The sequence below is a fragment of the Streptomyces sp. TRM70350 genome, from assembly GCF_019219825.1.
GTDB lineage: Bacteria > Actinomycetota > Actinomycetes > Streptomycetales > Streptomycetaceae > Streptomyces.
Genome location: NZ_JAHUXH010000028.1, coordinates 64,704 through 87,888, shown reverse-complemented (window position 1 = coordinate 87,888; position 23,185 = coordinate 64,704). Strand labels below are relative to the sequence as shown.

29 protein-coding genes and 3 pseudogenes are annotated in these 23,185 nt (G+C 72.7%); 19 read left to right on the top strand and 13 right to left on the bottom strand.

The window, feature by feature from the left end; genetic code table 11:
• Positions 1-21 precede the first annotated feature (21 nt).
• Positions 22-624 carry a hypothetical protein gene (locus KWI83_RS30300; RefSeq protein WP_218517574.1) on the top strand — a complete coding sequence of 201 codons (603 nt, stop codon included), beginning with the start codon at positions 22-24 and terminating at the stop codon, positions 622-624.
• Between the two features lie 711 nt (positions 625-1,335).
• Here the strand turns inward: KWI83_RS30300 and KWI83_RS30295 are convergent.
• The gene (locus KWI83_RS30295) at positions 1,336-1,569 is read right to left on the bottom strand and encodes a hypothetical protein (RefSeq protein WP_218517573.1); all 234 of its coding nucleotides are present in this window, start codon (positions 1,567-1,569) and stop codon (positions 1,336-1,338) included.
• Between the two features lie 59 nt (positions 1,570-1,628).
• On the opposite strand from KWI83_RS30295, the gene map reads away from it, so the two are divergent.
• Both map and KWI83_RS30285 read left to right on the top strand, forming a co-directional pair.
• On the top strand, positions 1,629-2,486 hold the full coding sequence (gene map / locus KWI83_RS30290) for a type I methionyl aminopeptidase (RefSeq protein ID WP_218517572.1): 858 nt from the start codon (positions 1,629-1,631) through the stop codon (positions 2,484-2,486).
• Positions 2,487-2,627: 141 nt separating this feature from the next.
• Positions 2,628-3,275, top strand: a complete 648-nt coding sequence (locus KWI83_RS30285; protein ID WP_218517571.1) for a heme oxygenase (biliverdin-producing) — start codon at positions 2,628-2,630, stop codon at positions 3,273-3,275.
• Positions 3,276-3,291: 16 nt separating this feature from the next.
• On the opposite strand, the gene KWI83_RS30280 is transcribed toward KWI83_RS30285, so the two are convergent.
• Positions 3,292-3,936: a PhzF family phenazine biosynthesis protein gene (locus KWI83_RS30280; protein ID WP_218517570.1), complete on the bottom strand. Its 645-nt coding sequence runs from the start codon at positions 3,934-3,936 to the stop codon at positions 3,292-3,294.
• 79 nt (positions 3,937-4,015) lie between these two features.
• Here KWI83_RS30280 and KWI83_RS30275 point away from each other — a divergent pair.
• From KWI83_RS30275 to KWI83_RS30265, 4 genes and pseudogenes are all read left to right on the top strand, one after another.
• Positions 4,016-5,027: pseudogene (locus KWI83_RS30275) on the top strand (FecCD family ABC transporter permease).
• Positions 5,024-5,849, top strand: a pseudogene (locus KWI83_RS30270) (heme ABC transporter ATP-binding protein). The pseudogenes KWI83_RS30275 and KWI83_RS30270 overlap by 4 nt, the downstream one beginning before the upstream one ends.
• Position 5,850: 1 nt before the next feature.
• A pseudogene (locus KWI83_RS40110) lies at positions 5,851-5,988 on the top strand (iron transporter); the annotation flags it as partial.
• The gene (locus KWI83_RS30265; protein WP_218517569.1) at positions 5,951-6,952 is read left to right on the top strand and encodes a hypothetical protein; all 1,002 of its coding nucleotides are present in this window, start codon (positions 5,951-5,953) and stop codon (positions 6,950-6,952) included. The pseudogene KWI83_RS40110 and the gene KWI83_RS30265, both read left to right, overlap by 38 nt.
• Before the next feature lie 49 nt (positions 6,953-7,001).
• On the opposite strand, the gene KWI83_RS30260 is transcribed toward KWI83_RS30265, so the two are convergent.
• Together KWI83_RS30260 and KWI83_RS30255 are read right to left on the bottom strand one after the other, a co-directional pair.
• The gene (locus KWI83_RS30260) at positions 7,002-7,736 is read right to left on the bottom strand and encodes a bifunctional DNA primase/polymerase (RefSeq protein ID WP_218517568.1); all 735 of its coding nucleotides are present in this window, start codon (positions 7,734-7,736) and stop codon (positions 7,002-7,004) included.
• Positions 7,737-7,885: 149 nt separating this feature from the next.
• Positions 7,886-8,518, bottom strand: coding sequence for a TetR/AcrR family transcriptional regulator (locus KWI83_RS30255; RefSeq protein ID WP_218517567.1), 633 nt, complete (start codon positions 8,516-8,518; stop codon positions 7,886-7,888).
• 120 nt (positions 8,519-8,638) lie between these two features.
• On the opposite strand from KWI83_RS30255, the gene KWI83_RS30250 reads away from it, so the two are divergent.
• Positions 8,639-8,833 (top strand): DUF6243 family protein, encoded by a 195-nt coding sequence (locus tag KWI83_RS30250; RefSeq protein ID WP_218517566.1) that lies wholly within the window; start codon positions 8,639-8,641, stop codon positions 8,831-8,833.
• Positions 8,834-8,883: 50 nt separating this feature from the next.
• Here KWI83_RS30250 and KWI83_RS30245 read toward each other — a convergent pair whose 3' ends face one another.
• The 3 genes from KWI83_RS30245 to KWI83_RS30235 form a co-directional block, all read right to left on the bottom strand.
• Positions 8,884-9,864: a small ribosomal subunit Rsm22 family protein gene (locus KWI83_RS30245; protein ID WP_218517565.1), complete on the bottom strand. Its 981-nt coding sequence runs from the start codon at positions 9,862-9,864 to the stop codon at positions 8,884-8,886.
• A gap of 241 nt (positions 9,865-10,105) precedes the next feature.
• Positions 10,106-11,269, bottom strand: a complete 1,164-nt coding sequence (locus KWI83_RS30240; RefSeq protein ID WP_218517564.1) for a serine hydrolase — start codon at positions 11,267-11,269, stop codon at positions 10,106-10,108.
• Positions 11,227-12,513, bottom strand: coding sequence for a multidrug effflux MFS transporter (locus KWI83_RS30235; protein WP_218517563.1), 1,287 nt, complete (start codon positions 12,511-12,513; stop codon positions 11,227-11,229). Before KWI83_RS30235 ends, KWI83_RS30240 begins: the two co-directional genes overlap by 43 nt.
• A 111-nt stretch (positions 12,514-12,624) precedes the next feature.
• On the opposite strand from KWI83_RS30235, the gene KWI83_RS30230 reads away from it, so the two are divergent.
• Complete coding sequence (locus KWI83_RS30230) at positions 12,625-13,662, top strand: Gfo/Idh/MocA family protein (RefSeq protein WP_218517562.1); 1,038 nt, start codon at positions 12,625-12,627, stop codon at positions 13,660-13,662.
• On the opposite strand, the gene KWI83_RS30225 is transcribed toward KWI83_RS30230, so the two are convergent.
• On the bottom strand, positions 13,649-15,310 hold the full coding sequence (locus tag KWI83_RS30225; RefSeq protein WP_218517561.1) for an alkaline phosphatase: 1,662 nt from the start codon (positions 15,308-15,310) through the stop codon (positions 13,649-13,651). The genes KWI83_RS30230 and KWI83_RS30225 overlap by 14 nt on opposite strands.
• Before the next feature lie 133 nt (positions 15,311-15,443).
• On the opposite strand from KWI83_RS30225, the gene KWI83_RS30220 reads away from it, so the two are divergent.
• Entirely contained in the window at positions 15,444-16,208 is a 765-nt protein-coding gene (locus KWI83_RS30220) for an SDR family oxidoreductase (protein WP_218517560.1), read from the top strand.
• Positions 16,209-16,241: 33 nt separating this feature from the next.
• Here the strand turns inward: KWI83_RS30220 and KWI83_RS30215 are convergent, their stop codons facing one another.
• Positions 16,242-17,228, bottom strand: a complete 987-nt coding sequence (locus tag KWI83_RS30215; protein ID WP_218517559.1) for an aldo/keto reductase — start codon at positions 17,226-17,228, stop codon at positions 16,242-16,244.
• 52 nt (positions 17,229-17,280) lie between these two features.
• Entirely contained in the window at positions 17,281-17,607 is a 327-nt protein-coding gene (locus KWI83_RS30210) for a nuclear transport factor 2 family protein (protein WP_218517558.1), read from the bottom strand.
• A 117-nt stretch (positions 17,608-17,724) separates the two neighbouring features.
• Here KWI83_RS30210 and KWI83_RS30205 point away from each other — a divergent pair, with 117 nt between their 5' ends.
• The 3 genes from KWI83_RS30205 (at position 17,725) to KWI83_RS30195 (ending at position 19,106) form a co-directional block, all read left to right on the top strand.
• Entirely contained in the window at positions 17,725-18,273 is a 549-nt protein-coding gene (locus KWI83_RS30205) for a DoxX family protein (protein WP_218517557.1), read from the top strand.
• A 36-nt stretch (positions 18,274-18,309) separates the two neighbouring features.
• A complete protein-coding gene (locus tag KWI83_RS30200; RefSeq protein WP_218517556.1) occupies positions 18,310-18,480 on the top strand; it encodes a hypothetical protein in 171 nt (56 codons plus the stop codon).
• A gap of 146 nt (positions 18,481-18,626) precedes the next feature.
• Entirely contained in the window at positions 18,627-19,106 is a 480-nt protein-coding gene (locus KWI83_RS30195; protein WP_218517555.1) for an Asp23/Gls24 family envelope stress response protein, read from the top strand.
• A 21-nt stretch (positions 19,107-19,127) separates the two neighbouring features.
• Here the strand turns inward: KWI83_RS30195 and KWI83_RS30190 are convergent, their stop codons facing one another.
• On the bottom strand, positions 19,128-19,493 hold the full coding sequence (locus KWI83_RS30190) for a hypothetical protein (RefSeq protein ID WP_218517554.1): 366 nt from the start codon (positions 19,491-19,493) through the stop codon (positions 19,128-19,130).
• A gap of 215 nt (positions 19,494-19,708) precedes the next feature.
• Between KWI83_RS30190 and KWI83_RS30185 the strand changes: the two genes are divergently transcribed.
• Both KWI83_RS30185 and KWI83_RS30180 read left to right on the top strand, forming a co-directional pair.
• The gene (locus KWI83_RS30185) at positions 19,709-20,125 is read left to right on the top strand and encodes an Hsp20/alpha crystallin family protein (RefSeq protein WP_256363005.1); all 417 of its coding nucleotides are present in this window, start codon (positions 19,709-19,711) and stop codon (positions 20,123-20,125) included.
• An 82-nt stretch (positions 20,126-20,207) separates the two neighbouring features.
• Complete coding sequence (locus KWI83_RS30180; protein ID WP_218517553.1) at positions 20,208-20,585, top strand: hypothetical protein; 378 nt, start codon at positions 20,208-20,210, stop codon at positions 20,583-20,585.
• On the opposite strand, the gene KWI83_RS30175 is transcribed toward KWI83_RS30180, so the two are convergent.
• Positions 20,575-20,892 (bottom strand): MerR family transcriptional regulator, encoded by a 318-nt coding sequence (locus KWI83_RS30175; protein ID WP_218517552.1) that lies wholly within the window; start codon positions 20,890-20,892, stop codon positions 20,575-20,577. The two genes, KWI83_RS30180 and KWI83_RS30175, sit on opposite strands and share 11 nt — an antisense overlap.
• A 198-nt stretch (positions 20,893-21,090) precedes the next feature.
• On the opposite strand from KWI83_RS30175, the gene KWI83_RS30170 reads away from it, so the two are divergent.
• Both KWI83_RS30170 and KWI83_RS30165 read left to right on the top strand, forming a co-directional pair.
• Entirely contained in the window at positions 21,091-21,513 is a 423-nt protein-coding gene (locus tag KWI83_RS30170) for a J domain-containing protein (protein WP_218517551.1), read from the top strand.
• Between the two features lie 95 nt (positions 21,514-21,608).
• A complete protein-coding gene (locus tag KWI83_RS30165) occupies positions 21,609-21,980 on the top strand; it encodes a hypothetical protein (protein ID WP_218517550.1) in 372 nt (123 codons plus the stop codon).
• A gap of 18 nt (positions 21,981-21,998) precedes the next feature.
• Here the strand turns inward: KWI83_RS30165 and KWI83_RS30160 are convergent, their stop codons facing one another.
• Positions 21,999-22,154 (bottom strand): hypothetical protein, encoded by a 156-nt coding sequence (locus KWI83_RS30160; RefSeq protein ID WP_218517549.1) that lies wholly within the window; start codon positions 22,152-22,154, stop codon positions 21,999-22,001.
• A 262-nt stretch (positions 22,155-22,416) separates the two neighbouring features.
• Here KWI83_RS30160 and KWI83_RS30155 point away from each other — a divergent pair, with 262 nt between their 5' ends.
• A complete protein-coding gene (locus KWI83_RS30155) occupies positions 22,417-22,830 on the top strand; it encodes an SRPBCC family protein (RefSeq protein WP_218517548.1) in 414 nt (137 codons plus the stop codon).
• A 19-nt stretch (positions 22,831-22,849) separates the two neighbouring features.
• A complete protein-coding gene (locus KWI83_RS30150) occupies positions 22,850-23,158 on the top strand; it encodes a hypothetical protein (RefSeq protein ID WP_218517547.1) in 309 nt (102 codons plus the stop codon).
• The last annotated feature ends 27 nt before the right edge of the window (positions 23,159-23,185 follow it).

The following is a 23,185-nucleotide window of genomic DNA, read 5'->3' as shown; positions in this document are numbered from 1 at the left end:
GTTGCGGCAGTATGCGGGGGCATGGATGCCGTACGGGTCGCGTTGTTGCGCGAAGTGCTCGCCGGGACGGAGTGGTTGGGGGCCACACGGAGGTTCGCCGGGGTGCTGCGGGGGTCCGTGGTGTCGCACGGGGGCGGGTTACTGCTGGTCGGCACGCGGGAGTACGAGCCGTGGCATCTGGCGGCGCACCTGGTGGACGAGGCGGCCTGGTCCGGTACGCCGGAGCTGGCGCCGACGCTCGTACGCCATGACGCGCGTCCCTCGGACCCGGCGCACCTCGCGGTCGGGCTGGGGCGGATCGAGGCGGCGCGGCGGGGGGAGACGCTGCTGGTGGTGTCGCCGGAGGGACCCGGCGACGTACTGCTGGAGCGGGTGCACGACGCACGGCGGGCCGGGGCGACGGTGCTGGCGCTCGGCGCGGCCGAGGGGGACCTCGCGGCGATGGCGCACGATGCGCTGGCCGTCGGGGCGGAGTCGGAGCTGGACCTGGACACCGTGCAGCACCTGGTGAGTGCGGCGGCGGGCGAGAACGCGCTGCCGGTGTCCCGGGGCCGCCGCCGCTTCCGGGACCGCCTGTCCCGCCTGGCGGACGAGCTGACGGCCCCGCCGCCGCCCCGCTGGTGACACCGGCCCGCGCTCACGCCTCATCGGTACCCCTGTCCGCCGCCGCTTCCGGGACCGCCCGTCCCGCCCGGCGGACAAGCTGACGGCCCCGCCGCCGCCCCGCTGGTGACACCGGCCCGCGCTCACGCCTCATCGGTACCCCTGTCCGCCGCCACTTCCGGGACCGCCCGTCCCGCCCGGCGGACAAGCTGACGGCCCCGCCGCCGCCCCGCTGGTGACACCGGCCCGCGCTCACGCCTCATCGGTACCGCTGTCCGCCGCCACTTCCGGGACCGCCCGTCCCGCCCGGCGGACAAGCTGACGGCCCCGCCGCCGCCCCGCTGGTGACACCGGCCCGCGCTCACGCCTCATCGGTACCGCTGTCCGCCGCCACTTCCGGGACCGCCCGTCCCGCCCGGCGGACAAGCTGACGGCCCCGCCGCCGCCCCGCTGGTGACACCGGCCCGCGCTCACGCCTCATCGGTACCGCTGTCCGCCGCCTCGCGCCAGGAGAGCCGCCACGACCCGCGCCGGGCCTCGCCGCCCCGCACCAAGGCGGCTCCCCGCACTCTGTGGCACGGGACGGTGATCGTCTCCGTTGCGCCCGTCCCGACCAGCAGGCCGCCCTCGCACAACGCCGCAGCCGCCGCTCCCCCATGCGTGCCTCCCGACCGGGGGGCGCCGACACCGACCCCACTTACCCGACTCGGCCCGGGTTCCTGCCCGGCCTGATCAGTCCTCCTCGCGCTCCTCCCGCCCCGCCGCGTCGTGCCACCGCGGGTCGGTCTCCCACTGGAGGTTCCGCTCGCGGGCCGTTTCCATCGCGTGTTCGGCCTCCACGCGGCCGGCGTACGGGCCGAAGCGGTCCTTGGCCGGGCACTCCGGGCCCTCCTCGACCTTCTTGTGCTCCAGGCAGTAGTACCACTCGCCGGGCTTCCCGACCGTGCGCTTCTTGAACAGGGCCATGACCGGCTCCTTTCGCCAGGGGACATGGTCTCGTATGCCCGCTGGTTAGACTCGCTGGCATGTCTGGCCAGTCGCTGCTCGTACCAGGGGAGCTGTCTCCCACCCGTTCCGTGCCCGGAAACATCCGCCGCCCCGAGTACGTCGGCAAGCCCGCGCCGACCCCGTACACGGGACCCGAGGTGCAGACCCCGGAGACCGTCGAGGCGATGCGGGTCGCGGGGCGGATCGCCGCGCAGGCGCTGGCCGAGGCGGCGAAGGCCATCGCGCCGGGCGTGACGACGGACGAGCTGGACCGGATCGCCCACGAGTTCCTGTGCGACCACGGCGCCTACCCCTCCACGCTCGGCTACCGGGGCTTCCCGAAGTCGCTGTGCACCTCGATCAACGAGGTCATCTGCCACGGCATCCCCGACTCGACAGTCCTGCGCGACGGCGACATCGTCAACCTCGACGTCACCGCGTACATCGGCGGCGTGCACGGCGACAACAACGCCACGTATCCGGTCGGGGACGTCGACGAGGAGAGCCGCCTGCTGGTCGAGCGCACCCGGGAGTCGCTGAACCGGGCGATCAAGGCGGTCAAGCCGGGCCGCCAGATCAATGTCATCGGGCGGGTGATCGAGTCGTACGCCAAGCGGTTCGGGTACGGCGTCGTGCGGGACTTCACCGGGCACGGCATCAACTCGTCGTTCCACTCCGGTCTGATCATCCCGCACTACGACGCCCCGCACGCGACCACCGTGATGCAGCCCGGCATGACCTTCACCATCGAGCCGATGCTGACGCTGGGGACGCACGAGTACGACATGTGGGACGACGGCTGGACGGTCGTCACCAAGGACCGCAGGCGGACGGCGCAGTTCGAGCACACGCTGGTCGTGACGGACACCGGCGCGGAGATCCTCACGCTGCCGTGAGCCCCCGGTCCCGCACAGGCCCGCTCTCTTTCGAGGGCGGGCCTTTTCCTGTGCGGCCGGTGAGGATACGGGGTAGAAAGTTACCGACAGAGCGTCGGAAAACCGTTGACTTAGGTAAGCCTAACCATAGAAACTGGGCTCATGGACTCCTTCTCGACCGTCATCCGCACCGCCTCCCACGAGCAGCACGTGGAGGCCGAGACCTCGACGTTCATGAGCGATCTGCTCGGCGGCCGACTGGGGATGGACGCGTACGCGCGGTACACCGAGCAGCTGTGGTTCGTCTACGAGGCCCTGGAGGCCCCCGCGGACCGGCTGGCCTCGGACCCGGTGGCGGGGCCCTTCATCCGTCCGGAGCTGTTCCGGCTGCCCGCCCTGGAGCGGGACCTCGAACACCTGCGCGGTGCGGACTGGCGGGCGACTCTCACCGCACTGCCCGCCACCCGGACGTACGCGGACCGGATCGCCGAGTGCACACACCAATGGCCCGCCGGTTACGTGGCCCACCACTACACCCGCTATCTCGGTGACCTGTCCGGCGGTCAGATCATCCGCGACAAGGCCGAGCGGACGTGGGGCTTCGCGAAGAAGGGCGACGGCGTCCGTTTCTACGTCTTCGAGGGGATCGGCAACCCGGCGGCGTTCAAGCGGGATTACCGCGAGCTGCTGGACGCCATCAACGCCGACGAGCTGGAGCAGCAGCGGATCGTGGCGGAGTGCAAGAAGGCGTTCGCCCTGAACACCGCGGTGTTCAGGGCGCTCGGCGAGGAGTTCCCGCTGTCGGCGTGAGCGGACGCCCCCGCGGTCAGCGCTCCAGCAGGACCCGTCCCCCGATCTCCACCCACCCGTGCGGCTGCGGAGCGGTCAGGATCTGTGAACCGGCGCCCTGCGCGATGTTCAGGGCCCGGTTCAGCTGGGCCGTGAGCAGCAGGGCGGCGGCACCGGTCGCCTCGTCCTCGTCGATGCCGTCACCCCGGCCGGGGAACCCACGGGCCCGCACCCGCCCCGCCGCCTCGTCCTCCCACGCCCAGGCGTACACCCAGTCCCCCCGCGGCGGTACGGGCAGCTCGTCCACCTCGGCGGCGGTCGCGTACTGGCGCAGGGTGCGCGGCTCCGGCCACTCCGGCCGCGCCTCGATCCAGCTGAACTCCCCGTCCTGCCGGGCCCCCACCACCCCGGCGGGCGTGACCAGTTCGGGCACGTCGAGCAGCCAGGCCGCGCCGACGCAGGGGTGCCCGGCGAACGGCAGACGCGCGCTCGGCGTGTAGATGTCGATGACGCCGCGCTCGGGGTCGTCGACGAACACGGTCTCGCTGAAGCCGAGCTTCGCCGCGAGCGCCTGCCGCTCGCTTCGCGCGGGCACGACCGAACCGTCGCGGACGACGCCCAGTTCGTTCCCGTATCCGCCGTTCGCCGCGCAGAAGACGCGCAGCACGTCGTAGTCAGTCACCCGGGCATTGAAACATCACGGGCACGCCCGGGGGTGGTCTCCGTCGGGTGACCCCGGCAGACGCCGGGGCCCCGCCTGACTGCTGACCCTCGGTCTGGTCGTCGCCCTCCTCGTCCTCGTCCCGCTCGCCGCCGGTATCGGCGCCCATCCCATCCCCGTCGGTGACGTGCTCTCCTCCGTGCAGCACAAGGCCGGGCTGGGCGGCACGGAGCTGGACCGGGTCGCCGAGTCGGTGCTGTGGAACGTCCGCTTCCCCCGGATCGTGCTCGCCCTGCTGGTGGGCGCCTCGCTGGGCTGTGCGGGGGCGCTGATGCAGGGCGTGTTCGGCAACCCGCTCGCCGAACCGGGCACCATCGGCGTCTCGTTGGGCGCGGCGGTCGGCGCGGTCGCCGCGATCGCGCTCGGGCTGAACTTCCTCGGCAACGGGACGCTCCCCGCGATGGCGTTCGTCGCCGGTCTCGGCACCGTCCCGCTGGTGTACGCGATGTCCCGCGCGGGCGGCCGTACGGAGGTCGTGACGCTGATCCTCACCGGGATCGCGGTGAACGCGTTCTGCGGGGCGCTGGTCGGCCTGTTCATCTTCCTCGCCGACACCGCCGCCGTGAACCGGATCACCTTCTGGCAACTCGGCTCCCTCGCCCAGGCCACCTGGCCCAAGGTGCCGGCCGTGCTGCCGTGCGCGGCGGCGGGACTGCTGCTGGCCGCCCCTGCACGCCCGCCGCCTGGACCTGCTCGCCCTCGGCGACCGGCCCGCCCGGCATCTGGGCGTGGACGTGGAGCGGCTGCGGATCGTGCTGATCCTGGTCGTCGCGCTGCTGACGGCGGCCGCGGTGAGCGTCTGCGGCGTCATCGGCTTCGTCGGTCTCGCCGTACCGCATCTGCTGCGCATGGCCGCCGGACCCGGGCACCGCTTCCTCGTCCCGGGCAGCGCGCTCGGCGGTGCGGCGGCGCTGCTCGGCGCCGACCTCGCGGCGCGCACCCTCGCCGCGCCCGCCGAACTGCCGCTCGGTGTCCTGACCGCCCTGGTGGGCAGCCCGTTCTTCTTCTGGCTGCTGCGCCGCACCCGACGCAAGCAAGGAGGCTGGGCATGATCCCCCTGCGCACCCGCGCCGTCCCCCCGCCGCCCGCCGCGCCGGGCGACGTCCTCGCCGAGCCCCAGGGGCTGCGCGTCCGCCTCGGCGCGCGCGAGGTCCTCGCCGGGGTCGACGTCACCGTCCGCGCGGGCGAGGTGCTGGCGCTGGTCGGCCCCAACGGGGCGGGCAAGTCCACCCTGTTGAGCGCCCTCGCCGCCGATCTCCCGGCCGCCGAGGGAGTCGTACGCCTGCACGGCCGCGCGGCGGACCGGTGCTCGGCGCCCGACCTCGCCCTGCGCCGGGCCGTGTTGCCGCAGCCGGCCACCCTGTCGTTCCCCGTTCACCGTCGAGGAGGTGGTCCGGATGGGGCGGGCGCCCTGGGCCGGGACGCCGCTCGCGGACCAGGACGACACGGCGGTGGCGGCGGCCATGGCGGCGACCGAGGTGACCGCCTTCGCCGTACGGCCGTTCTCCGCGCTCAGCGGCGGCGAACGCGCCCGCGTCGCGCTCGCCCGGGTCCTCGCCCAGCGCGCCCCGCTGCTGCTGCTCGACGAACCGGCCGCCGCCCTCGACCTCAAACACCAGGAACTGGTGCTGCGGCCGTGCCGGGAGCGGGCGCGCGCCGGGGACGCCGTCGTGGTCGTGCTGCACGACCTGGGGCTCGCCGCCGCCTACGCGCGCCGTGTCGCCGTGCTGCACGCGGGCCGGATCGCGGCCGACGGGCCGCCGGCGGAGGTGTTCGACGAGCGGCTCCTGTCCGAGGTCTACGACCAGCCCGTCAAGGTGCTCCCGCATCCCCGTACCGGAGCGGTCCTGGTGGCGCCCCGGCGGGACCTGTGAAGTCCAGGTCACGGTGTGGCCGCTCTACCCGGTCCGGCGGTCCGCGCCCCGGGGTCCCCCGGTAGGGTTCGCCTCCGGGAAGGGGAAGGTGAAAGGACCCGATGAGCAGGGATCGCGGCCCTCGAAGGCTTCGCAGGCTGGACCGGAGTGTGCTCATGGCCGCTTCGTTGACCGCTTTGTCGTTGACGGCGAGCGGGTGCGTGGTGGTGCACGGGGAGCGGGAGGTGCTGCCGGGCGCCACCGAGGACGAGGCGGCCAAGGCGCTTCAGGACTTCACGAGCGCGTACAACAAGGCGGACAAGTCGTACGACAGTTCGCTCGACGCCGACCATGTCACCGGACCCCTGGCCGACATCGACGAGGCGCGGCTGAAGGCGGGCCGCGTCAACAACCCGGGCGGCAACCCCAACCACTCGCCGCTGGAGTTCAGCGACGTCGAGTACACGATCCCGAAGAAGGCGGGCTGGCCGCGCTGGTTCCTCGCGAACGCGAAGGCCAACCGGGGCGGTGACGCGCGCTGGCTGCTGGTGTTCACCCGGGACGGACTGGCCGACCGATGGGAGGTGTCGTATCTGACCCTCGTGGCGCCCGACAAGATGCCGGAGTTCAAGAAGGACAAGGACGGCTGGGCGGAGGCCCTCCCCGTCGACTCCGCCGAATTCGTCATGAACCCGGGCGAGTTGGGCAAGAACTACGTCACCTACCTGCAGCAGGGCGGGGACGGCTTCGCGTCCGGCGCGCACACCAGCGTCTGGCGCCAGGAGCGGGAGAAGGACAAGGAACGCCCGGGTCTGGTCACCCAGTACATCGACGAGCCGCTGACCGACGGCGACTACGCGCCGGTCGCGCTGCGCACGGCGGACGGCGATGCGCTGGTGTTCTTCACCACGCACCACTACGAGAAGCAGACCGCCGCGGCGGGCACCTCGGTACCGACGCCGGGCGCGGACGTGGAGGCGCTGACGACCGGTGAGATCAAGCAGTCACTGACGATGGAGTTCGTCTCCAACCAGGTGGCACTGGACCCGAAGAAGGCATCCGGTCCGCAGGAAGTGACCGTGCTGGGCCGGATTCAGGGGCTGACGTCGGCGAAGGGCGAGTAGCGCCCGGCCGTTGCGTTCAGTGCGTGGGGTGCGTTGAGCGCCGTTGCGTTCAGTGGCGCAGGGGCCAGGCCGCGCTCACGTGGTCGGGCTGCGCACCCGCGTGCCGGGCGCAGGCGTCCGTGAGCATCTCCAGCAGGCTCAGCGGGTCGGGCAGCGGATGCTCGGGGCCGCGTACCCAGCGCACGGTCTGGTCGTCGCCGGGGAGCCGGGCCGGGGGGACGAGGACGTAGGAGCCGCGGCAGTGCCAGCGCAGGCCCGGATGCTCGTCCATCGTCTCGGGGTGGCAGTCCAGTTCGCACGGCCACCACTCGTCCTCTTCCTCCGGGGTGCCGCGGGTGAGGGTGAAGAAGAGCATGCGGCCGTCGTCGCTGGTGGCGACCGGGCCGACCTCGATGTCGGAGGCGAGCAGCCGGTCCAGGGCCTCCCGGCCCGCGTCCAGCGGTACGTCGAGGACGTCGTGCACCATGCCGGTGGCGGTGACGAAGTTGGCCTGCGGCTGGTGGCGGGCCCAACGCTCGATCTGCGCGCGGTCGGTGGTGGACTGCGTCTGCCAGGCGAACGACACCGGGTGCCGGGCGGGGGTGGGACAGCCGACGCGGTCGCAGGAACAGCGGTAGCCGGGTGCCGGATGCGCGGCGGGCGCCAGGGGCAGTCCCGCGGCGGCGGTGGCCAGCAGCAGGGCCTCCCGGCCGCCGTCGTCGGCGGCCTCCTTCGTGCGGCGTCCGCGCAGCCACTGGGAGAGTTTGCCCTGCCGGCCGGAGCGGCCGCCGAACTCCGCGCTCATCTATCCCCTCGCCTCGCCTGGTGAACGGTCAGCATGACCCATGGTCCCACCATCCTGCGCCTCGGGGGGCAGCAGTCCCCAACCGGGGCAGGGGGTACGAGACATACTCCACACGGAGATCACGGACAGCCACGGCATGTCACATGCGGTCAGCGGGGTGCGAGGCCGTGCAGCGCGTAGTCGACGAGGGTGTCGGTGTACTCGTAGGAGATGGGCGCCGTGCGCTGCAACCAGCGCTGGGCGAGCGGGGAGACGAAGAGTTCCAGGGCGATACGCGGGTCGATGCCGGGGCGGACCTGGCCGACTTCCTGGGCCGAACGCAGGCGCTGGACGTAGAGCCGGAGTTGGGGTTCGAGGAGTTTGGTGACGAACTCGCGCCCGAGTTGCTCGTTGACGACGCCTTCGGCGGCCAAGGCGCGGGACGGGGCCTCGAACTTGGGATCGAGGAGTTCGTCGACGGTGGCGCGCAGGACGTACTTGAGGTCGGCGGCGAGGTCGCCGGTGTCCGGGATGGCGTACTCGGCGCCGGGTTCGCCACCTTGCCCGGCCGCCTGTTCGGCGGCCTGCTCGCCGAGGTCCAGGAAAGCCTCCAGGAGGACGTCCGCCTTCGACGACCACCACCGGTAGATCGTCTGCTTGCCCACACCGGCCCGGGCGGCGATGCCCTCGATGGTGGTCTTCGGGTAGCCGACCTCTCCGACGAGCGTGAGGGCGGCGTCGTAGATCGCGCGTCGGGACTTCTCGCTGCGGCGGGTGGAGTCGGGGGTGGGCTTCTTGACCATGCGACGAATGTATCAGGTTGACAAGACGGTGCGTCTCGCTGCACGCTGAGAGCGGCGTTAGCGAGACGATACGTCTCGTGTAACGGACGACGGTCGACGATCACTTCAGGGAGGCACACCATGGCCCGAGGCGGAGCCGGAAACATGCTGGGAGTCGGCGGCACGCGGCAGAAGCTCGGCCGCAAGGCCCTGCGGGGCGGCGGCCGTGGCGGCCGCGTCGGCGGCCCGGACGCCCAGGCCCAGAAGCGGGAGCTGCTGCGCAAGTTGCGGGAGAAGAACGCGGAACGGCGGGAACAGGCGGAGGAAAAGCGGTAGCCGCGGTGGCCGTCGGTTCAGGTTCGGCCGCTGTCCCCCCTCTGACGGCGTCACGGGGGCCAGGGGTCGCCCCAGCCGGCGTCGCGGGCGGCCTTGTAGAGGTCGCCGTAGCGTTTGGTGACGGTCGTCCGGCGCAGGAGGGGGTCGGACTCGCACAGGTCGAGGAGGACCTGGCCCTTGCGGATCTGGGGTTTGCGGACGACGCGGGAGAGGGCCGGGGCGGGGCGGAAGCGGGTCGCGGCGACGTAGCTGAACTTCTCGTCCTCGTAGGCGAGGGAGCCGCCCTTGACCTGGCGGTGCAGGGAGGAACGGCTGACCCGGGCCGAGAAGTGGCACCAGTCCGTGCCGGGGGCGATGGGGCAGGCGGCGCTGTGCGGGCACGGGGCGGCGATGTGGAAACCGGCGCCGATGAGGCGGTCGCGGGCCTCCATGACGCGGGCGTAGCCGTCGGGGGTGCCGGCTTCGACGATCACGACGGCCTGCGCGGCGGTGGCGGCGGCGTCGACGAGGGCGGTGCGGTCGGGGGCGGTCAGCTCGTTGAGGACGTAGGAGACGGTGACGAGGTCGGTGCTCTCGAGGGTGAGCGCCGCTCCGATACGGGAGCGCTGCCAGCGGGCGTCCCGCAACGCCGGGTTGGCGGCGGCGATCTCCCGGCCCAGCGCGAGCGCGGGCTCCGCCCAGTCGAGCACGGTGACCGGGCGGACCCCGTCCCAGGTGGCGGCGACTGCCCAGGTCGCGGCGCCCGTGCCGCCCCCGACGTCCACATGCCCGCCGGGCACCCACTCCGGCACGGCGTCCGCGAACGCGCCCAGCGCCGCCGAGACCGCCTCGAAGGTGGCCGGCATCCGATAGGCGGCGTACGCGGCCACGTCCGCCCGGTCCCGCAGAATCGGGGCGTCGGTCGGCGTGGCCCCCCGGTAACTCGCGATCAGCCGCTCCACGGCCTGCGCGGCCTGCTTGGGCGGTAGCCCGTCGAGGAGACCGGCGAGGGCGGTGCGGAGGGTTTCGGCGGGGGGCAGGGGGGCATGCACCGTGCGATTCTCTCAGGTCGGCGACGTGGTCGTACTCCCCCGTGTCCCAGGTCGCCGACGCGGTCCCGCTCCCCTGTCCCAGGTCACCGCCCCGGTCCCGCTCCCCTGTCCCAGGTCACCGCCCCGGTCCCGCTCCCCTGTCCCAGGTCACCGCCCCGGTCCCGCTCCCCTGTCCCAGGTCACCGCCCCGGTCCCGCTCCCCTGTCTCAAGGCGCCGACGGGTCCCCCTCCCCCGCATTGCTCACCGCACCGCCCACGCCATCCGCGACCCCGCCCGCGCCCGCGGGCGGCTGTCCGGAGTCCGGCGTCTCGGGTGGACCGTGTTCGCCAGCAGCACCAGGAACGTGTCCGTCGCCCGGTCCACCACCAGGGACGTTCCCGTGAAGCCCGTATGGCCCGCCGCTCCCCTCCCCGCGAGCTCGCCCATGAACCACCGCTGGTCCAGCGCGAAGCCCAGCCCGGGCGGCGTCAGCATCAGGTCCACGAAGTCGGGGCCCAGGATGCGCGCCGGGCCGTACGAACCCCCCGCCAGCAGCGCTCGGCAGAACACCGCCAGGTCCCGGGCCGTGGAGAACAGGCCCGCGTGACCGGCCACCCCGCCCAGCGCCCACGCGTTCTCGTCGTGGACCTCGCCCCGCAGCATCCCGCGGTCCGCCTTCGCCCACGGGCGGCGCTGGTCCTCCGTCGCCGCCGCGTCCGGGCACGGGCCGAAGCGGGTCGACGTCATGCCCAGGGGCCGGGTGATGCCGTCGCGGATCAGGGCGTCCAGGGGGCGGCCGGTGACGCGTTCGAGGACGTACTGGAGGAGGAGCAGGTTCAGGTCGGAGTAGCGGTGGACGCCCGGTGGGCCGGTCGGGGCCTCCGCGCGGAGCAGGGCCAGGCGTTCCGCGTCCGTCGCGCAGTCGTACAGCGGCAACTCGGGGCGCAGGCCCGACGTGTGGGTGAGGAGGCCGCGGACGGTGATGCCGTGCCGGGCGGCGGCCCGGAAGTCGGGCAGGTACGCGCCGACCCGCCCGTCGATGCCCAGCGTGCCGCGTTCGATCTGCTGCATCGCGGCGACGGCCGTGCAGAGCTTGGTGAGCGAGGCCAGGTCGAAGGGGGTGTCGACGGTCATCGGCACGCGTTCGGACTCCGGCAGCTCCACTCCCGCGTCCGCCTCCGCGTCGTACGCCGCATACCGCACCGCGTACCCGGCCGCCTCCTCCACCGCGAGCACCGGCCCCCGCCCGGCGGCCACGACGACCCCCGGCGCCCACGGGCGCGCCCCGGTCGTCAGCTGCCGGACCTCGCGGAACAGATGACGCAGTTGACCCGGGTCGAGGCCCGCCCGCTCCGGGCTGCCGGTGCGCAGTCTCGGTACGCTCAGCTCTCCGCTCCCTCCGCACGGCCGTTCCAGGGACGGCACATTCCCACGAAGCAGGCGACCGCCACCAGCCCGGCGGCCAGTTGGACGACGGCCATCGGGACGGCGGTGTGCTCACCGGCGATCCCGACGAGCGGCGAGGCGATCGCGCCGATGAGGAAGGACGACGTACCGAGCAGGGCGGACGCGGACCCGGCCGCGTGCCGCACCCGCATCAGGGCCAGCGCCTGGGTGTTGGGCAGGGTGATGCCCATCGCGGTCATCAGCACGAACAGCGCCGCGGCCATGGGCGTGAGCCCGACCTCGCCGAACACCCCGAGCGACATCAGCAGCAGCGCGGTCGCGGCCAGCACGACGATGCCCAGGCCGACGGCCAGCACCCGGTCCAGGCGGACCCGTCCGACCAGCACCTTGCCGTTGATCTGCCCGGCGACGACGAGGCCGATCGAGTTCAGGCCGAACAGCAGGCTGAACGTCTGCGGGGAGGCGCCGTAGATCTCCTGGACGACGAACGGCGACGCCGAGATGTACGCGAACAGCGCCGCGAAGGCGAAGCCACCGGCGAGCATGTAGCCGGTGAAGGGCAGGTCGGCGAGCAGGCGGCGCATCGAGCTCAGCGCCTCGCCGACGCCGCCGCTGTGCCGCTCCTGCACGGGGAGGGTCTCGGGGAGGCGGAACCACACGACCCCCGCCAGCAGCACCCCGAGCACGGTGAGCACGACGAACACGCCCCGCCAGTCCGTCACGCGCAGGATCTGCCCGCCGATCAGCGGCGCCACGATCGGCGCGACGCCGGAGATCAGCATCAGGGTGGAGAAGAAGCGGGCCATCGCCATGCCGTCGTACAGGTCGCGGACGACCGCCCGGGCGATCACGATCCCGGCCGCGCCCGCGAGCCCCTGCGCCAGCCGGAAGGCGACCAGCGTCTCGACGGTGGGCGCCAGGGCGCACAGCACGGTGGCGACGATGTAGACGGCGAGTCCGGCGAGCAGCGGGCGGCGGCGGCCCCAGCGGTCGCTCATCGGGCCGACCACCAGCTGGCCCAGGGCCATCCCGGCCAGGCAGGCGGTGAGCGTGAGCTGCACGGTCGCGGCGGGCGCCTGCAGCGACCGGGTGACCTCCGGCAGCGCCGGAAGGTACATGTCCATGGCCAGCGGCGGCGTCGCGGTCAGTCCGCCGAGGACGAGCGTGACGAGCAGGCCGGTGCGGCGCTGCGCACGAACGTGCGGCCGCGTGTCCGCCGCGGCCGCCTGTGACAGGTCCGGTATCGGTGCCCCTTCGGGCATGTGCCCCTCCCTCTCCGAGCAGTCCGGTCCCTATGCTCTCAGTTCGAACACGGTGCTGATGACATCGAACGAGAACGCACGAGATCGAACGACGACGAGGGCGGGGCGGGCATGGGCGCGGACAGCGTGCGGTGGGGGATCCTGGCGACGGGCGGGATCGCGGCGGCGTTCACGGCGGATCTGGTCGATCTGCCGGACGCCGAGGTGGTGGCGGTGGCCTCGCGGTCCTCGGACTCGGCGAAGGCGTTCGCGGAGAGGTTCGGGGTTCCCCGGGCGTACGGCGACTGGGGCGCGCTGGCGCACGACGAGGACGTGGATGTGGTGTACGTCGCCACTCCGCACTCGGCGCACCGGGCGGCCGCCGGTCTGTGTCTGGCGGCGGGGCGGAACGTGCTGCTGGAGAAGCCGTTCACGCTGAACGTGCGCGAGGCCGAGGAGCTGGTCGCGCTGGCGCGCGAGCGGGGGCGCTTCCTGATGGAGGCGATGTGGATGTACTGCAGTCCGCTGATGCGGCGGCTGAAGGCGCTGGTGGACGACGGTGCGGTCGGTGCGGTGCGCAGTGTGCAGGCGGACTTCGGGCTGTCCGGGCCCTTCCCGCCTTCGCATCGGCTGCGGGATCCGCAGCAGGGCGGGGGCGCGCTGCTGGACCTCGGTGTGTATCCGGTGTCGTTCGCGCACCTGCTGCTCGGGGAGCCGTCGGACATCGTGGCGAGAGCGGTGCTCTCCGACGAGGGCGTCGATCTCCAGACGGGAGCGCTGCTCTCCTGGGAGAGCGGCGCCCTCGCCTCGGTGCACTGTTCCATCGTGGGCGGTACGCCCGTGGCGGCCTCCGTCACCGGCAGCCACGGCCGGATCGACATCCCGTCCGGCTTCTTCCACCCCGACCGTTTCGTCCTGCACCGCGACGGCCGCGAGCCCGAGGAGTTCGTCCACGACCCGGCCGCGGGCGCCGCGCACAACAGCCTCAAGCACGAGGCCCGTGAGGTGATGCGGGCGCTGCGCGCCGGCGAGACCGAGTCCCCGCTGGTCCCGCTCGACGGCACCCTCGCCGTGATGCGGACGCTCGACGCGATCCGGGACCGCATCGGCGTCCGCTACCCGGGCGAGGCCCCCGAGGCGGACCCCACGGCGGAACTCACACCTGCCTGAGCCCCTGCTCCCCCACCTGAGTCACGAAGGACGCGGCCGTCGTGACCGGCGCCCCGGGCGTGGTCACGTACGGCACCGTCCGGAAGTCGGCCCGGGCCTGCTCCCGGCCCAGCGCCACCGTCACATAGCCGCGCCGCCCGTTGTAGAACTTCATGTGCGGGTTGGCGGTCAGGTACGTGTCCCAGTTGGCGGGTTTGTCCGATCCGTCGCGGCCGCTGGCGATCGACGTGGCGACGATCTCGGTGCCCAGCGTTCGCGACGCCGGGTCGTCGAAGTCGTCCTTGATGTCGAAGGCGTAGCCGACGTGCACGTCACCGGTGAGCACCATCAGGTTCTCGACACCGGCCGCCTTCGCGCCGTCCAGCACCCGGCGGCGCGAGGGCCGGTAGCCGTCCCAGGCGTCCATCGACACCCGCGACGGCTCGGTCAGGTCGAACTCGCGCTGCGAGAAGACGACCTGCTGCGGTACGACGTTCCACAGCGCCGTGGACCGCCGCCAGCCGTCGAGCAGCCACCGCTCCTGCGTCTCGCCGGTCATGGTGCGCGCCGGGTCGTCGACCTCGGGGCCGGGCACGTCGGCGCCGTCGCCGTAGGCCTGGTTGGAGCGGTACTGCCGGGTGTCGAGCACGTCGAACTGGGCGAGTCGGCCCCAGTGCAGCCGCCGGTAGAGCTGCATGTCCGGGCCCTTGGGCAGCTGCGGGCGGCGCAGCGGCTGGTTCTCCCAGCAGGCGCGGTAGGCGGAGGCGCGGCGCAGCAGGAACTCCTCCGGCGGGACGGAGTTCTCGGGGATGTCGTCCGCGTAGTTGTTCTCTGTCTCGTGGTCGTCCCAGGTGACGACGAAGGGGTGCGCGGCGTGCGCGGCGCGCAGGTCGGGGTCGGACTTGTAGAGGGCGTACCGCAGCCGGTAGTCCTCCAGCGTCACGGTCTCGCGGTTGAAGAGGGCGGGCAGGGTCCGGTCGGTGTACTTGCGGTGGCCGCCGACCGAGTTGACGGCGTACTCGTACAGGTAGTCCCCGAGGTGGAAGACCACGTCGACGTCGTCCTGGGCGAGATGGCCGTACGCCGTGAAGTAGCCGTCGCGGTACGCCTGGCAGGAGACGGCGGCCAGGGTGAGCCCGGAGACCCGGTGGAAGGGGGCGGGCGCGGTGCGGGTGCGGCCGGCCGGGCTGACCCAGCGGCCGGCGCGGAAGCGGTAGTAGTGGACGCGGCCGGGCTCCAGGTGGCCCACCTCGACGTGCACGGTGTGGTGGAACTCGGGGTGCGCGGTGGTGGTGCCGCGCCTGACGGGGCGGCGGAAGTTCTCGTCGCGGGCCAGCTCCCAGTGCACGGTGACGCGCTCGGCGGGCAGGCCGCTGTCCGGCTGGTACGGGGCGGGAGCGAGGCGGGTCCACAGCAGGACCGAGGTGGGCTGCGGGTCGCCGGAGGCGACGCCGAGGGTGAAGGGGTCGTCGGTGATCCGCGCGGCGTCGAGTTCGGCGGCGCCGGCGACGCCCGCGGTGGGCAGGTTGACCGCGAAGGCGAGGGCCGCGGCGGCGCCGGTGGCGGTGAGGAAGCGGCGGCGGCCGGGGGTCCCCCCTCTGGGGGAGTGGCGGGCGGCGGCGCGCAGTTCGGGGGCGTGCTGGGGCCGGTGGTGTGCTGCGAGTGTCATCCGGTCCTCCGCTGACTGATGGATGCACGAGGCATTGGAGTGGCCGGGGACGACACCCGTTTGGCGCGTACACAACACCCGGATGGCGGACGGATGAGTTCCGGAAGGCGGGCCTCCCGTACGCTGCGGCCCCATGAACGACAGGCAAACGGACACGAGGACCGCCGTGGTGACCGGCGCGGGCTCCGGCATCGGCCGCGCGGTCGCCGTGGAACTGCTGCGCGCGGGCTGGTCGGTCGCGCTGGCGGGCCGCCGGGTGGAGCCGCTGGAGGAGACGGCGGCCCTGGTGCCCGAGGCCGCCTCGCTCGCCGTACGCACGGACGTGTCACGGGAGCAGGACGTGAACGCGCTGTTCGCGGCGGCCGTCGAGCGGTTCGGGCGGGTGGACCTGCTGTTCAACAACGCGGGAACGTTCGGGCCGGGCGGGGTGCCGGTCGAGGAACTGGCGTACGACGCCTGGCGGCACGTGGTGGACACCAACCTCAACGGGGCGTTCCTGTGCGCGCGGGCGGCGTACCGGCAGATGAAGGAGCAGGACCCGCAGGGCGGCCGGATCATCAACAACGGTTCGATCTCGGCGCACGCGCCCCGCCCGCACTCCGTCGCCTACACCGCCACCAAGCACGCGCTGACCGGCCTGACCAAGTCGCTGTCGCTGGACGGGCGGCCGTACCGGATCGCGGTCGGGCAGATCGACATCGGCAACGCGGCGACCGACATGACGAAGGCGATGCAGGCCGGTGTGTTGCAGGCGAACGGCGAGGTGGCGCCGGAGCCGGTGATGGACGTCGCCGACGTGGCGCGCACGGTACGGCACATGGCGGAGCTGCCGCTGGAGGCGAACGTGCAGTTCGCGACGGTGCTGGCGACGACGATGCCGTACGTCGGGCGCGGCTGAACGGTCACCGGGGGTGCCCCCGCGGGCCGCCGCTCACCGCCCCAGGATGCCGTCGACCTCGGCCAACTGCCCTTCGCTGAGCGGCCCCTTGGCGAGCGCGCCCGCGTTCTCCTCCGCCTGGGCGACCGTACGGAAGCCGGGGATCGGGACCGTGTACGGGCTGCGCGCCCAGATCCAGGCAAGGGCGCCCTGCGCGAGCGTACGGCCGCCGCTGGTCAGGACGTCCCGCAGCGCGTCGACCCGCCGTGTCCACTCCCGGTCGGCGCCCGTGCCCGGGACGAATCCCGGCAGCCAGGCGGGCGGCGTGCTGCGGATGTCGCCCGCGTCGAGGGGCTGCCCGGCGGCCCGCTTCCCGGTCAGCAGCCCCATCGCCAGCGGACTGCGGTTGATACTGGCGAGCCCCGACTCAGCACAGAGCGCGAGCATCTCGGGCGCGTCCTGCAGGACGTTGAGGCGGTGCTGTACGGCGGCACAGTGCGCGCCTTCGGCGAAGACGGCGGCGCGTGCGGGGTCGTCGGTGCTCCAGGCGTACGCCCGGATCAGCCCCTCCCGCACGAACTCCTCGCACATCTCGCGGAGTTCGGCCGCCCGGTCCGGGTCGGCGTCGGACAGGTGCAGCTGGTAGAGGTCGACGTGGTCGGTGTCGAGGCGGCGCAGGGAGGCGGTCAGCGCGCGGCGGGCGTACGCCGGGGAGTCGTCCGCGCCGGTGAGGGTGCGGGTGTCCTCGTCGAAGACGTTGCCCCACTTGGTGGCGACGACGACATCGGCGCGGCGCTTGCCGAGGGCACGGCCGAGGACGCGTTCGCTGTGGCCCGCGCCGTAGGTGTCGGCGGTGTCGAAGAAGGTGACGCCGAGGTCCAGGGCGCGCCGGACCGCCCGTACGGACTCCTCGTCGTCGACCGTGCCCCAGCCCAGCGGCTGCCCGTCGGCGTCGCTCCACTCACCGCCGATGGCCCAGCAGCCGAAGCCGAGGGCACTGATCTCGATGCCGCTGCGCCCGAGTGTTCTGGTGGTCTCCATGCCCGGGAGGCTATGAGTTGGAGCGCACTTCAGGGCAAGGCCGGTCCGCGGATCACGGCTGCCCGGTCTCGAACCGCGTGATCCTGCCCTCGTCGTCGACGGCGAAGGTCCACCGTGTGCGCATCTCGCCCCAAGTGTCGTTGCGGTAGCGGGCGATGAGGGAGCGGCCGCCGTTGGACTCGTTGTCGACCTCCATGTGGCCGTTGGAGGAGAAGATCTCCCGGTCGACCCAGTCCGCGAGGTCACGGTCGGTACCGTCGTCGGCCATGGTCGCGCCGGGTGCGAGGAGGGTCATGAAGCCCTCCCGGTCGTGGGAGTTGACAGCGGTGACGAAGGCGCGGACCGCCGGGTCACTCAGCTTGGCCGTCTGAATCGTCATGCCAGTCACCCTCACATCGCGCCCGGCACTCCGCCACCCGAACGGCTGCCCGGGAGGGCCGGGTGGGTGGCGGACTGCGACGGTGAAGTCGAGTCCACTTCTGCACCGGGAGACATCGTGACGTGCTACGACCGACATGATCTGGGTCTGCTGCTGCTCCGGCTGGGCACCGGCGGGGTGCTCGCCGCGCACGGCGCGCAGAAGCTGTTCGGGTGGTTCGGCGGGGCCGGGATCGAGGGGACCGGGCAGTTCATGGAGTCCGTCGGGTACCGGCCGGGCAAGCTGAGCGCCACGGCGTCGGGGCTGGCGGAGTGGGGCGGCGGGATCCTGCTGGCGCTGGGGCTTGCCACCCCGGCGGCGGGTGCGGCGGCGGCCGGCGGGATGGCGGGCGCGGCCGCGGTGCACGCCCCGAACGGCTTCTTCAACCAGGAGGGCGGCTACGAGTACGCCGCCACCCTCGGCCTCGCCGCGACCGGTATCGCCATCGCGGGCCCGGGCCGCCTCTCCCTCGACCACGCCCTCGGCCACGTCCTGGACCGCGGCTGGATGGTCCCGACGGCGCTCGGCGTCGTGGCGGCCGGTACGGCGGTGGTCGTCGGGACGCGGAACAAGCGGGTGCGGCAGGAGGCGGAGACGGGTGGGCAGGAGGCGCTGTTCGAGGACTAGGGGGTCTGTCCGGCGGACAAGTCGCAGGAAGCGGCGGTGGTGACGGCCTCGGCCCTGCGGTACTGCACGGCGTCTCGCTGCCCGGCTCCGCGGAACGTCATCGCCGACGTGCTGCCGGTGAAGCCGTTCAACGACGCCCTGTCGGCGGCGTTCACCACGGCCGACGCGGGGCCGCCCTGGCGGGACTGCCTCGTGCTGTCGCTGTGACCCGAACGCCCATGACCACCCGGACATCGGGCCCGGCCGCGGTGGCGGGCACGGTAGGGGCGAGGCAGGCTGGAGGAGAGACATGAGCGTCGCGGCGGCACTCCTGCACGCGGGGTCCCTGCGCGCCCGGAGGAGGCGGGTTGGACATGACGGAGACGACCGGTGCGGCGGCACGCACCACCGAACAAGGCGGGAACAAGGGCGGAGACAAGGGCGGAGACAAGGGCGCGCCCGGAAGCCGCGGCAGGACCACCATCGCGGACGACGTCGTGGCGAAGATCGCCGGGATGGCCGCGCGCGAGGTGCCGGGCATCCACGCCCTGGGTGGTGGCCTCGCCCGCACCATGGGCGCGGTGCGCGAAAGGGTTCCCGGCCGGCGGGCCAGCGTCACCAGCGGCGTCAAGGTCGAGGTCGGCGAGCGGCAGAGCGCCGTCGATCTCAATGTCGTCGTCGAGTACGGGGTGGCCATCCCGGACCTCGCCGCCGACGTACGCGAGAACGTCATCTCGGCGGTCGAGCGGATGACCGGACTGGAGGTCGTCGAGGTCAACATCGCGGTCGACGACGTCCACCTCCCCGACGAAGAGGAGGAGGGGGAGGAGGCGTCGGAGGGACGCGTGCGGTAGTCGCCGGGCGTCCGCACGCGGTCAGGCAGTCGGTCGTTCTCGGACGAACCGGCCTCGCAGCCCACAGATCCAGGCCAGAGCGCCGTACACACCCCGGAAGTAGTCGCGGTTGCCCGCCGGAGCGGTGGGGTCCTCCAGTCGTACGACGGTGGCGTCGACCTCGGCCGTCAGCAACTGCAGGTCCGGCACATCGCGGGCGCCCACGCCGGTGACCGGCGAGCGGGCGGTGCGCCCCAGAGCCCACTGCAGGGCCACCGCCTCCCCCGCGGAGAACTGCGGACTGCCCCCAGGCCGCGCCGCCAGACCACTCAGCGCCGAGTCGACCTCCCCGTACGTCCGGATACCGACCCGCCGCTCCGGCCGCATCCTCTCGCTGACTTGCCCCATGGCGTCCTCCTCACCTCTCGCTGTCGCCAGGGCGGCCTGCGTCTCCCTACGTCTGCCCGGAGTCTCGCCGGTCGAACGAGCTGCGCGGGCGGGTCCCGGAACCTCTCAGCGGGCTTGGAGAGAATCTCGGCCCATGCTTGGCTATATGCCCTATTTGGGGGTATATGAAGTGTGAAGGTGCAGTGCGACAGACGGTGCCGGAGAGGAGAGTGACCATGGTGCTGATGCGTACCGACCCCTTCCGTGAACTGGACCGGCTCACCCAGCAGGTGTTCGGCACGATGGCCCGGCCTGCCGCGATGCCGATGGACGCCTACGAGAACGAGGGCGCGTTCTGGATCCACTTCGACCTGCCGGGCATCGACCCCGACAGCATCGAATTGAACGTCGAGCAGAACGTGCTGACGGTGAAGGCCGAACGCCCCGCCCCGAAGGATGTCGAGATGGTGGTCGCCGAGCGGCCCAGCGGCGTCTTCAGCCGCCAGCTGTTCCTCGGCGAGACGCTGGACACCGACAGGATCGAGGCGGGCTACGACGCCGGTGTGCTCACCGTGAAGGTCCCGACGGTCGAGAAGGCCCAGGCCCGCAAGATCGAGATCGCTCGCGGCGAGCAGAAGGAGATCACCGGCTGACCGCTGTGGAGGGAGAGGCCCGACGCCGGGCCTCTCCCTTCGGGAAGTGCGGCGAGCGGCACGAAGGGCGACGGGGGGCGACATGGCGCGGCTGAGGACGGACGGCGAGCGCCTGGTGGTCCGGCTGGCGTGGTGGGAGAAGGTGGCGTTGCGCCGCCGGAACGTACGGGTCGCGTTGTCCGCGGTGGAGCGGGTGACCGTGCAGCCCGACTGGTGGCGGCTGCTGCGCGGGAGACGGGGTCGCTGCGTGGTGGTGCCCGGCCGTCTCAGCCTGGGGACATGGCGGCACCGCGACGGGGAGGACTTCCTGGCCCTTCGCCCGGAGGACCCGGCGGTCGTCTGCGTGGACCTGCGGCCGGGGGCGCCGTTCACGCGGATCGCGGTCAGTTCCCGGCATGCCGGGGAGACGGCGTCCGAGGTCGAGTCGGCAGTCGGCCGTCGGCGCGGGATCAGCCACTGACGTCGACGCCCGGCCCGTCCTCCCGCCGCTGCGCCAGGTCGTCCTCCAGTTCCTTCACCCGGGCCTGCAGATCGAGCACCCGGCGGACTCCGGCCAGGGTCAGACCCTCACTGGTCAGTTCGATCACCTCGGCGACGCGGTGGATCTCCCGCCGGGAGTAGCGCCGCTGGCCCCCGGGCGAACGTACGGGCACCACCACCTGCTGCTCGTCCAGCCGGCGCAGAAAGGCGACGGGCACACCGAGCATGGCGGCGACCTGCCCCACCGTGTAGAGGGCGGCGTCCGCGTCATCGATGGGCAGTTCCACGGCTGTCACTCCACGACACACCCAGAAGGAAACCTTTCGTCCAGTTTATAGGTTCTCTGCCGTTTTCCTTCCAGTTTGCTCTGCGGGGAGCGGCATACGCCAGCCCGCCCTTGACAAGCCGCGGGCTCCCTCTCTATCCACGATGTCAGGGAGCGTTTCTCCATACCCGCAGGTGACAGGGCTGGGGAGGTGATCCGGATGGCAGACCGACAGGCATCGCGGCAACCCCCGGAGCCCGCGCGCGACCACTACGCGGTACTCGGCGTGGAGCCGACCGCCTCGCCGCGGCAGATCACCTCCGCCTTCCGCAGGCTCGTCCGCGCTCTGCACCCCGACACCAACCCCGACCGGACCACGACGGACGGCCGGCTCACCGAGGTCATGGACGCCTACGGCACCCTCCATGACCCGGCCCTCAGGGCGGCGTACGACGCACATCGCGACCGCCGTCCGCCGCAGAAGCCGCAGGGCCGCCCCATCCCCGTCCGGGTCAACAGGACGACGGCGCCCCGGAGACCCGACCTGCGGGCGAGTCCGCCGTACGCCGCGCGGGGCGTCCACCGGGCCTCGGAGCCGACCACGATCTGGGACCTGCTGTGGCAGTGGACCATGCGCTGGTGAAGGGGCGCCCCGTTTCGAAGGGGAGGATTCTTCGAAGGGGAGGTTTCGAAGAGGAAGCTTCGAAGGGGAAGTTCGACCGGGAAAGGAGGAAGCCAATGATCACTGAACTGGCCGTCGAGCGGGTGGAGTTCACCTGCGGCCACTGCTGGTTCACCTGGAGCGTCGACTACGACGTGCAGGCCTACCGGGACGACAACGGGGCGGAGTGGGAGTACTTCACGCGCGACGGCGAAGGCGTGCCCTCCCCCTACGACCCTCAGGGCGCCCCGCCGTGCCCCCACTGCGGCCGCCACTGGGTGGGCCGCCTGGCCGCCCGGCGGCCGATCCCGGTCGCCGCCTCGGTCGCCGACGCACCCCGGCGCAACATCACGGGCCTGGCCGACCACCGGGCCGACCGCCACTCCGCGCCGCTCCTCGGCGCCACCTCGCACCAGCAGCCCGAGCAGCCCGCACCGACGAACAGCTGATCCGGTCGGCCGACGCCGTCACCAGGCGTCGGCCGCCCCGGCGCCCGGGTCGTCGTCCAGCAGGAAGACCTTGGTCCAGGTGGCACCGCACCGGCAGTACGTCTCCTCGGTCAGCGCCCCGTCCTCCGTCACACCGAGGCTGAGCCGCAGACGGACATGAACGTGCTCGCTCATCGTCGGAACCATCCCCTCTCACTCACATGAGGTCGTGTGCCTCATGGAAGCGAGGGCGGGGAGCGGTGAACCACTCGCATTCGCATCGCGGACTGCACCGTCACGCACAGTCCCCGATCCGCAGCGCAACGTCACCGGGAGTTCGCGGCCGCTCGACGCGTCCGGTGGGGCGGTGGGGCCGATTCACGGGCCGCGCCGCTGGGTACCCGGCACGCCCACGCGCGGGTTCGCCGCGCTGCGGAAAGCCCTGGACGGTACCGCCATGACCGAGTACGAGCGTTCACGCACGATGCCCGCCCAGCCGGAGCAGGTCTTCGACGAGGCCGCCAACGTGGGCCGACTGGAGTCCTGGCTGCCGGATGAGCTGCATGTGGAGGCCGTGGATCTTCCCGCGGTCACCGTGCACGAGGACCGTACGGACGAGGACACCGCCGCGTTGCTGCGCGCCCAGCGCGACCAGATGCGGCTCGAATGGGGCACCCGCGAACAGGGCAGCTACGCCGGCTGGCTCCAGGTCGCCGGGATCGGTGCCGGAGCCAGCGAGGTGACGGTGCACCTGTCGTTCTTCGACGACAGCCACGACCCGGGCGAGGAGGCCGTGCGCGACGCCCTGGACACCAGCCTGCGTCGCCTGGAGGAGCAGGTGCGGCTGCGCGTCGAGCACGCGGCGGGCTGACCGGCGGCCAGGAAACGGCATGGCACGCGCCAAGGAGTACGCCGTCGCCGCCTCCGGGCAGTGGACCGACGAGGAGGAGGGCCGCCGCAGGCTGCCCGCCGGGGAGGTGCACGCCTGGGAGCCCGGCCTGAACCAGACCGTCTGCGGCCTGTCCCTCAGCCGCTCCCACCTGGTCCGCTTCCCGCACGTCACCTGGCCGGACACGTTCCCGGAATCCGGCGGCGCCGCAGACGAGGTACGACGACAGTGCCCGCGCTGCGCATCCGTCGCGGGGCGCCGCGGCGGCGACGCAGGCCCGCGGTGGCGCCGTATCAACCCCCGCCCGTGAGCCCCGACGATCCGCCCACCCGCACAG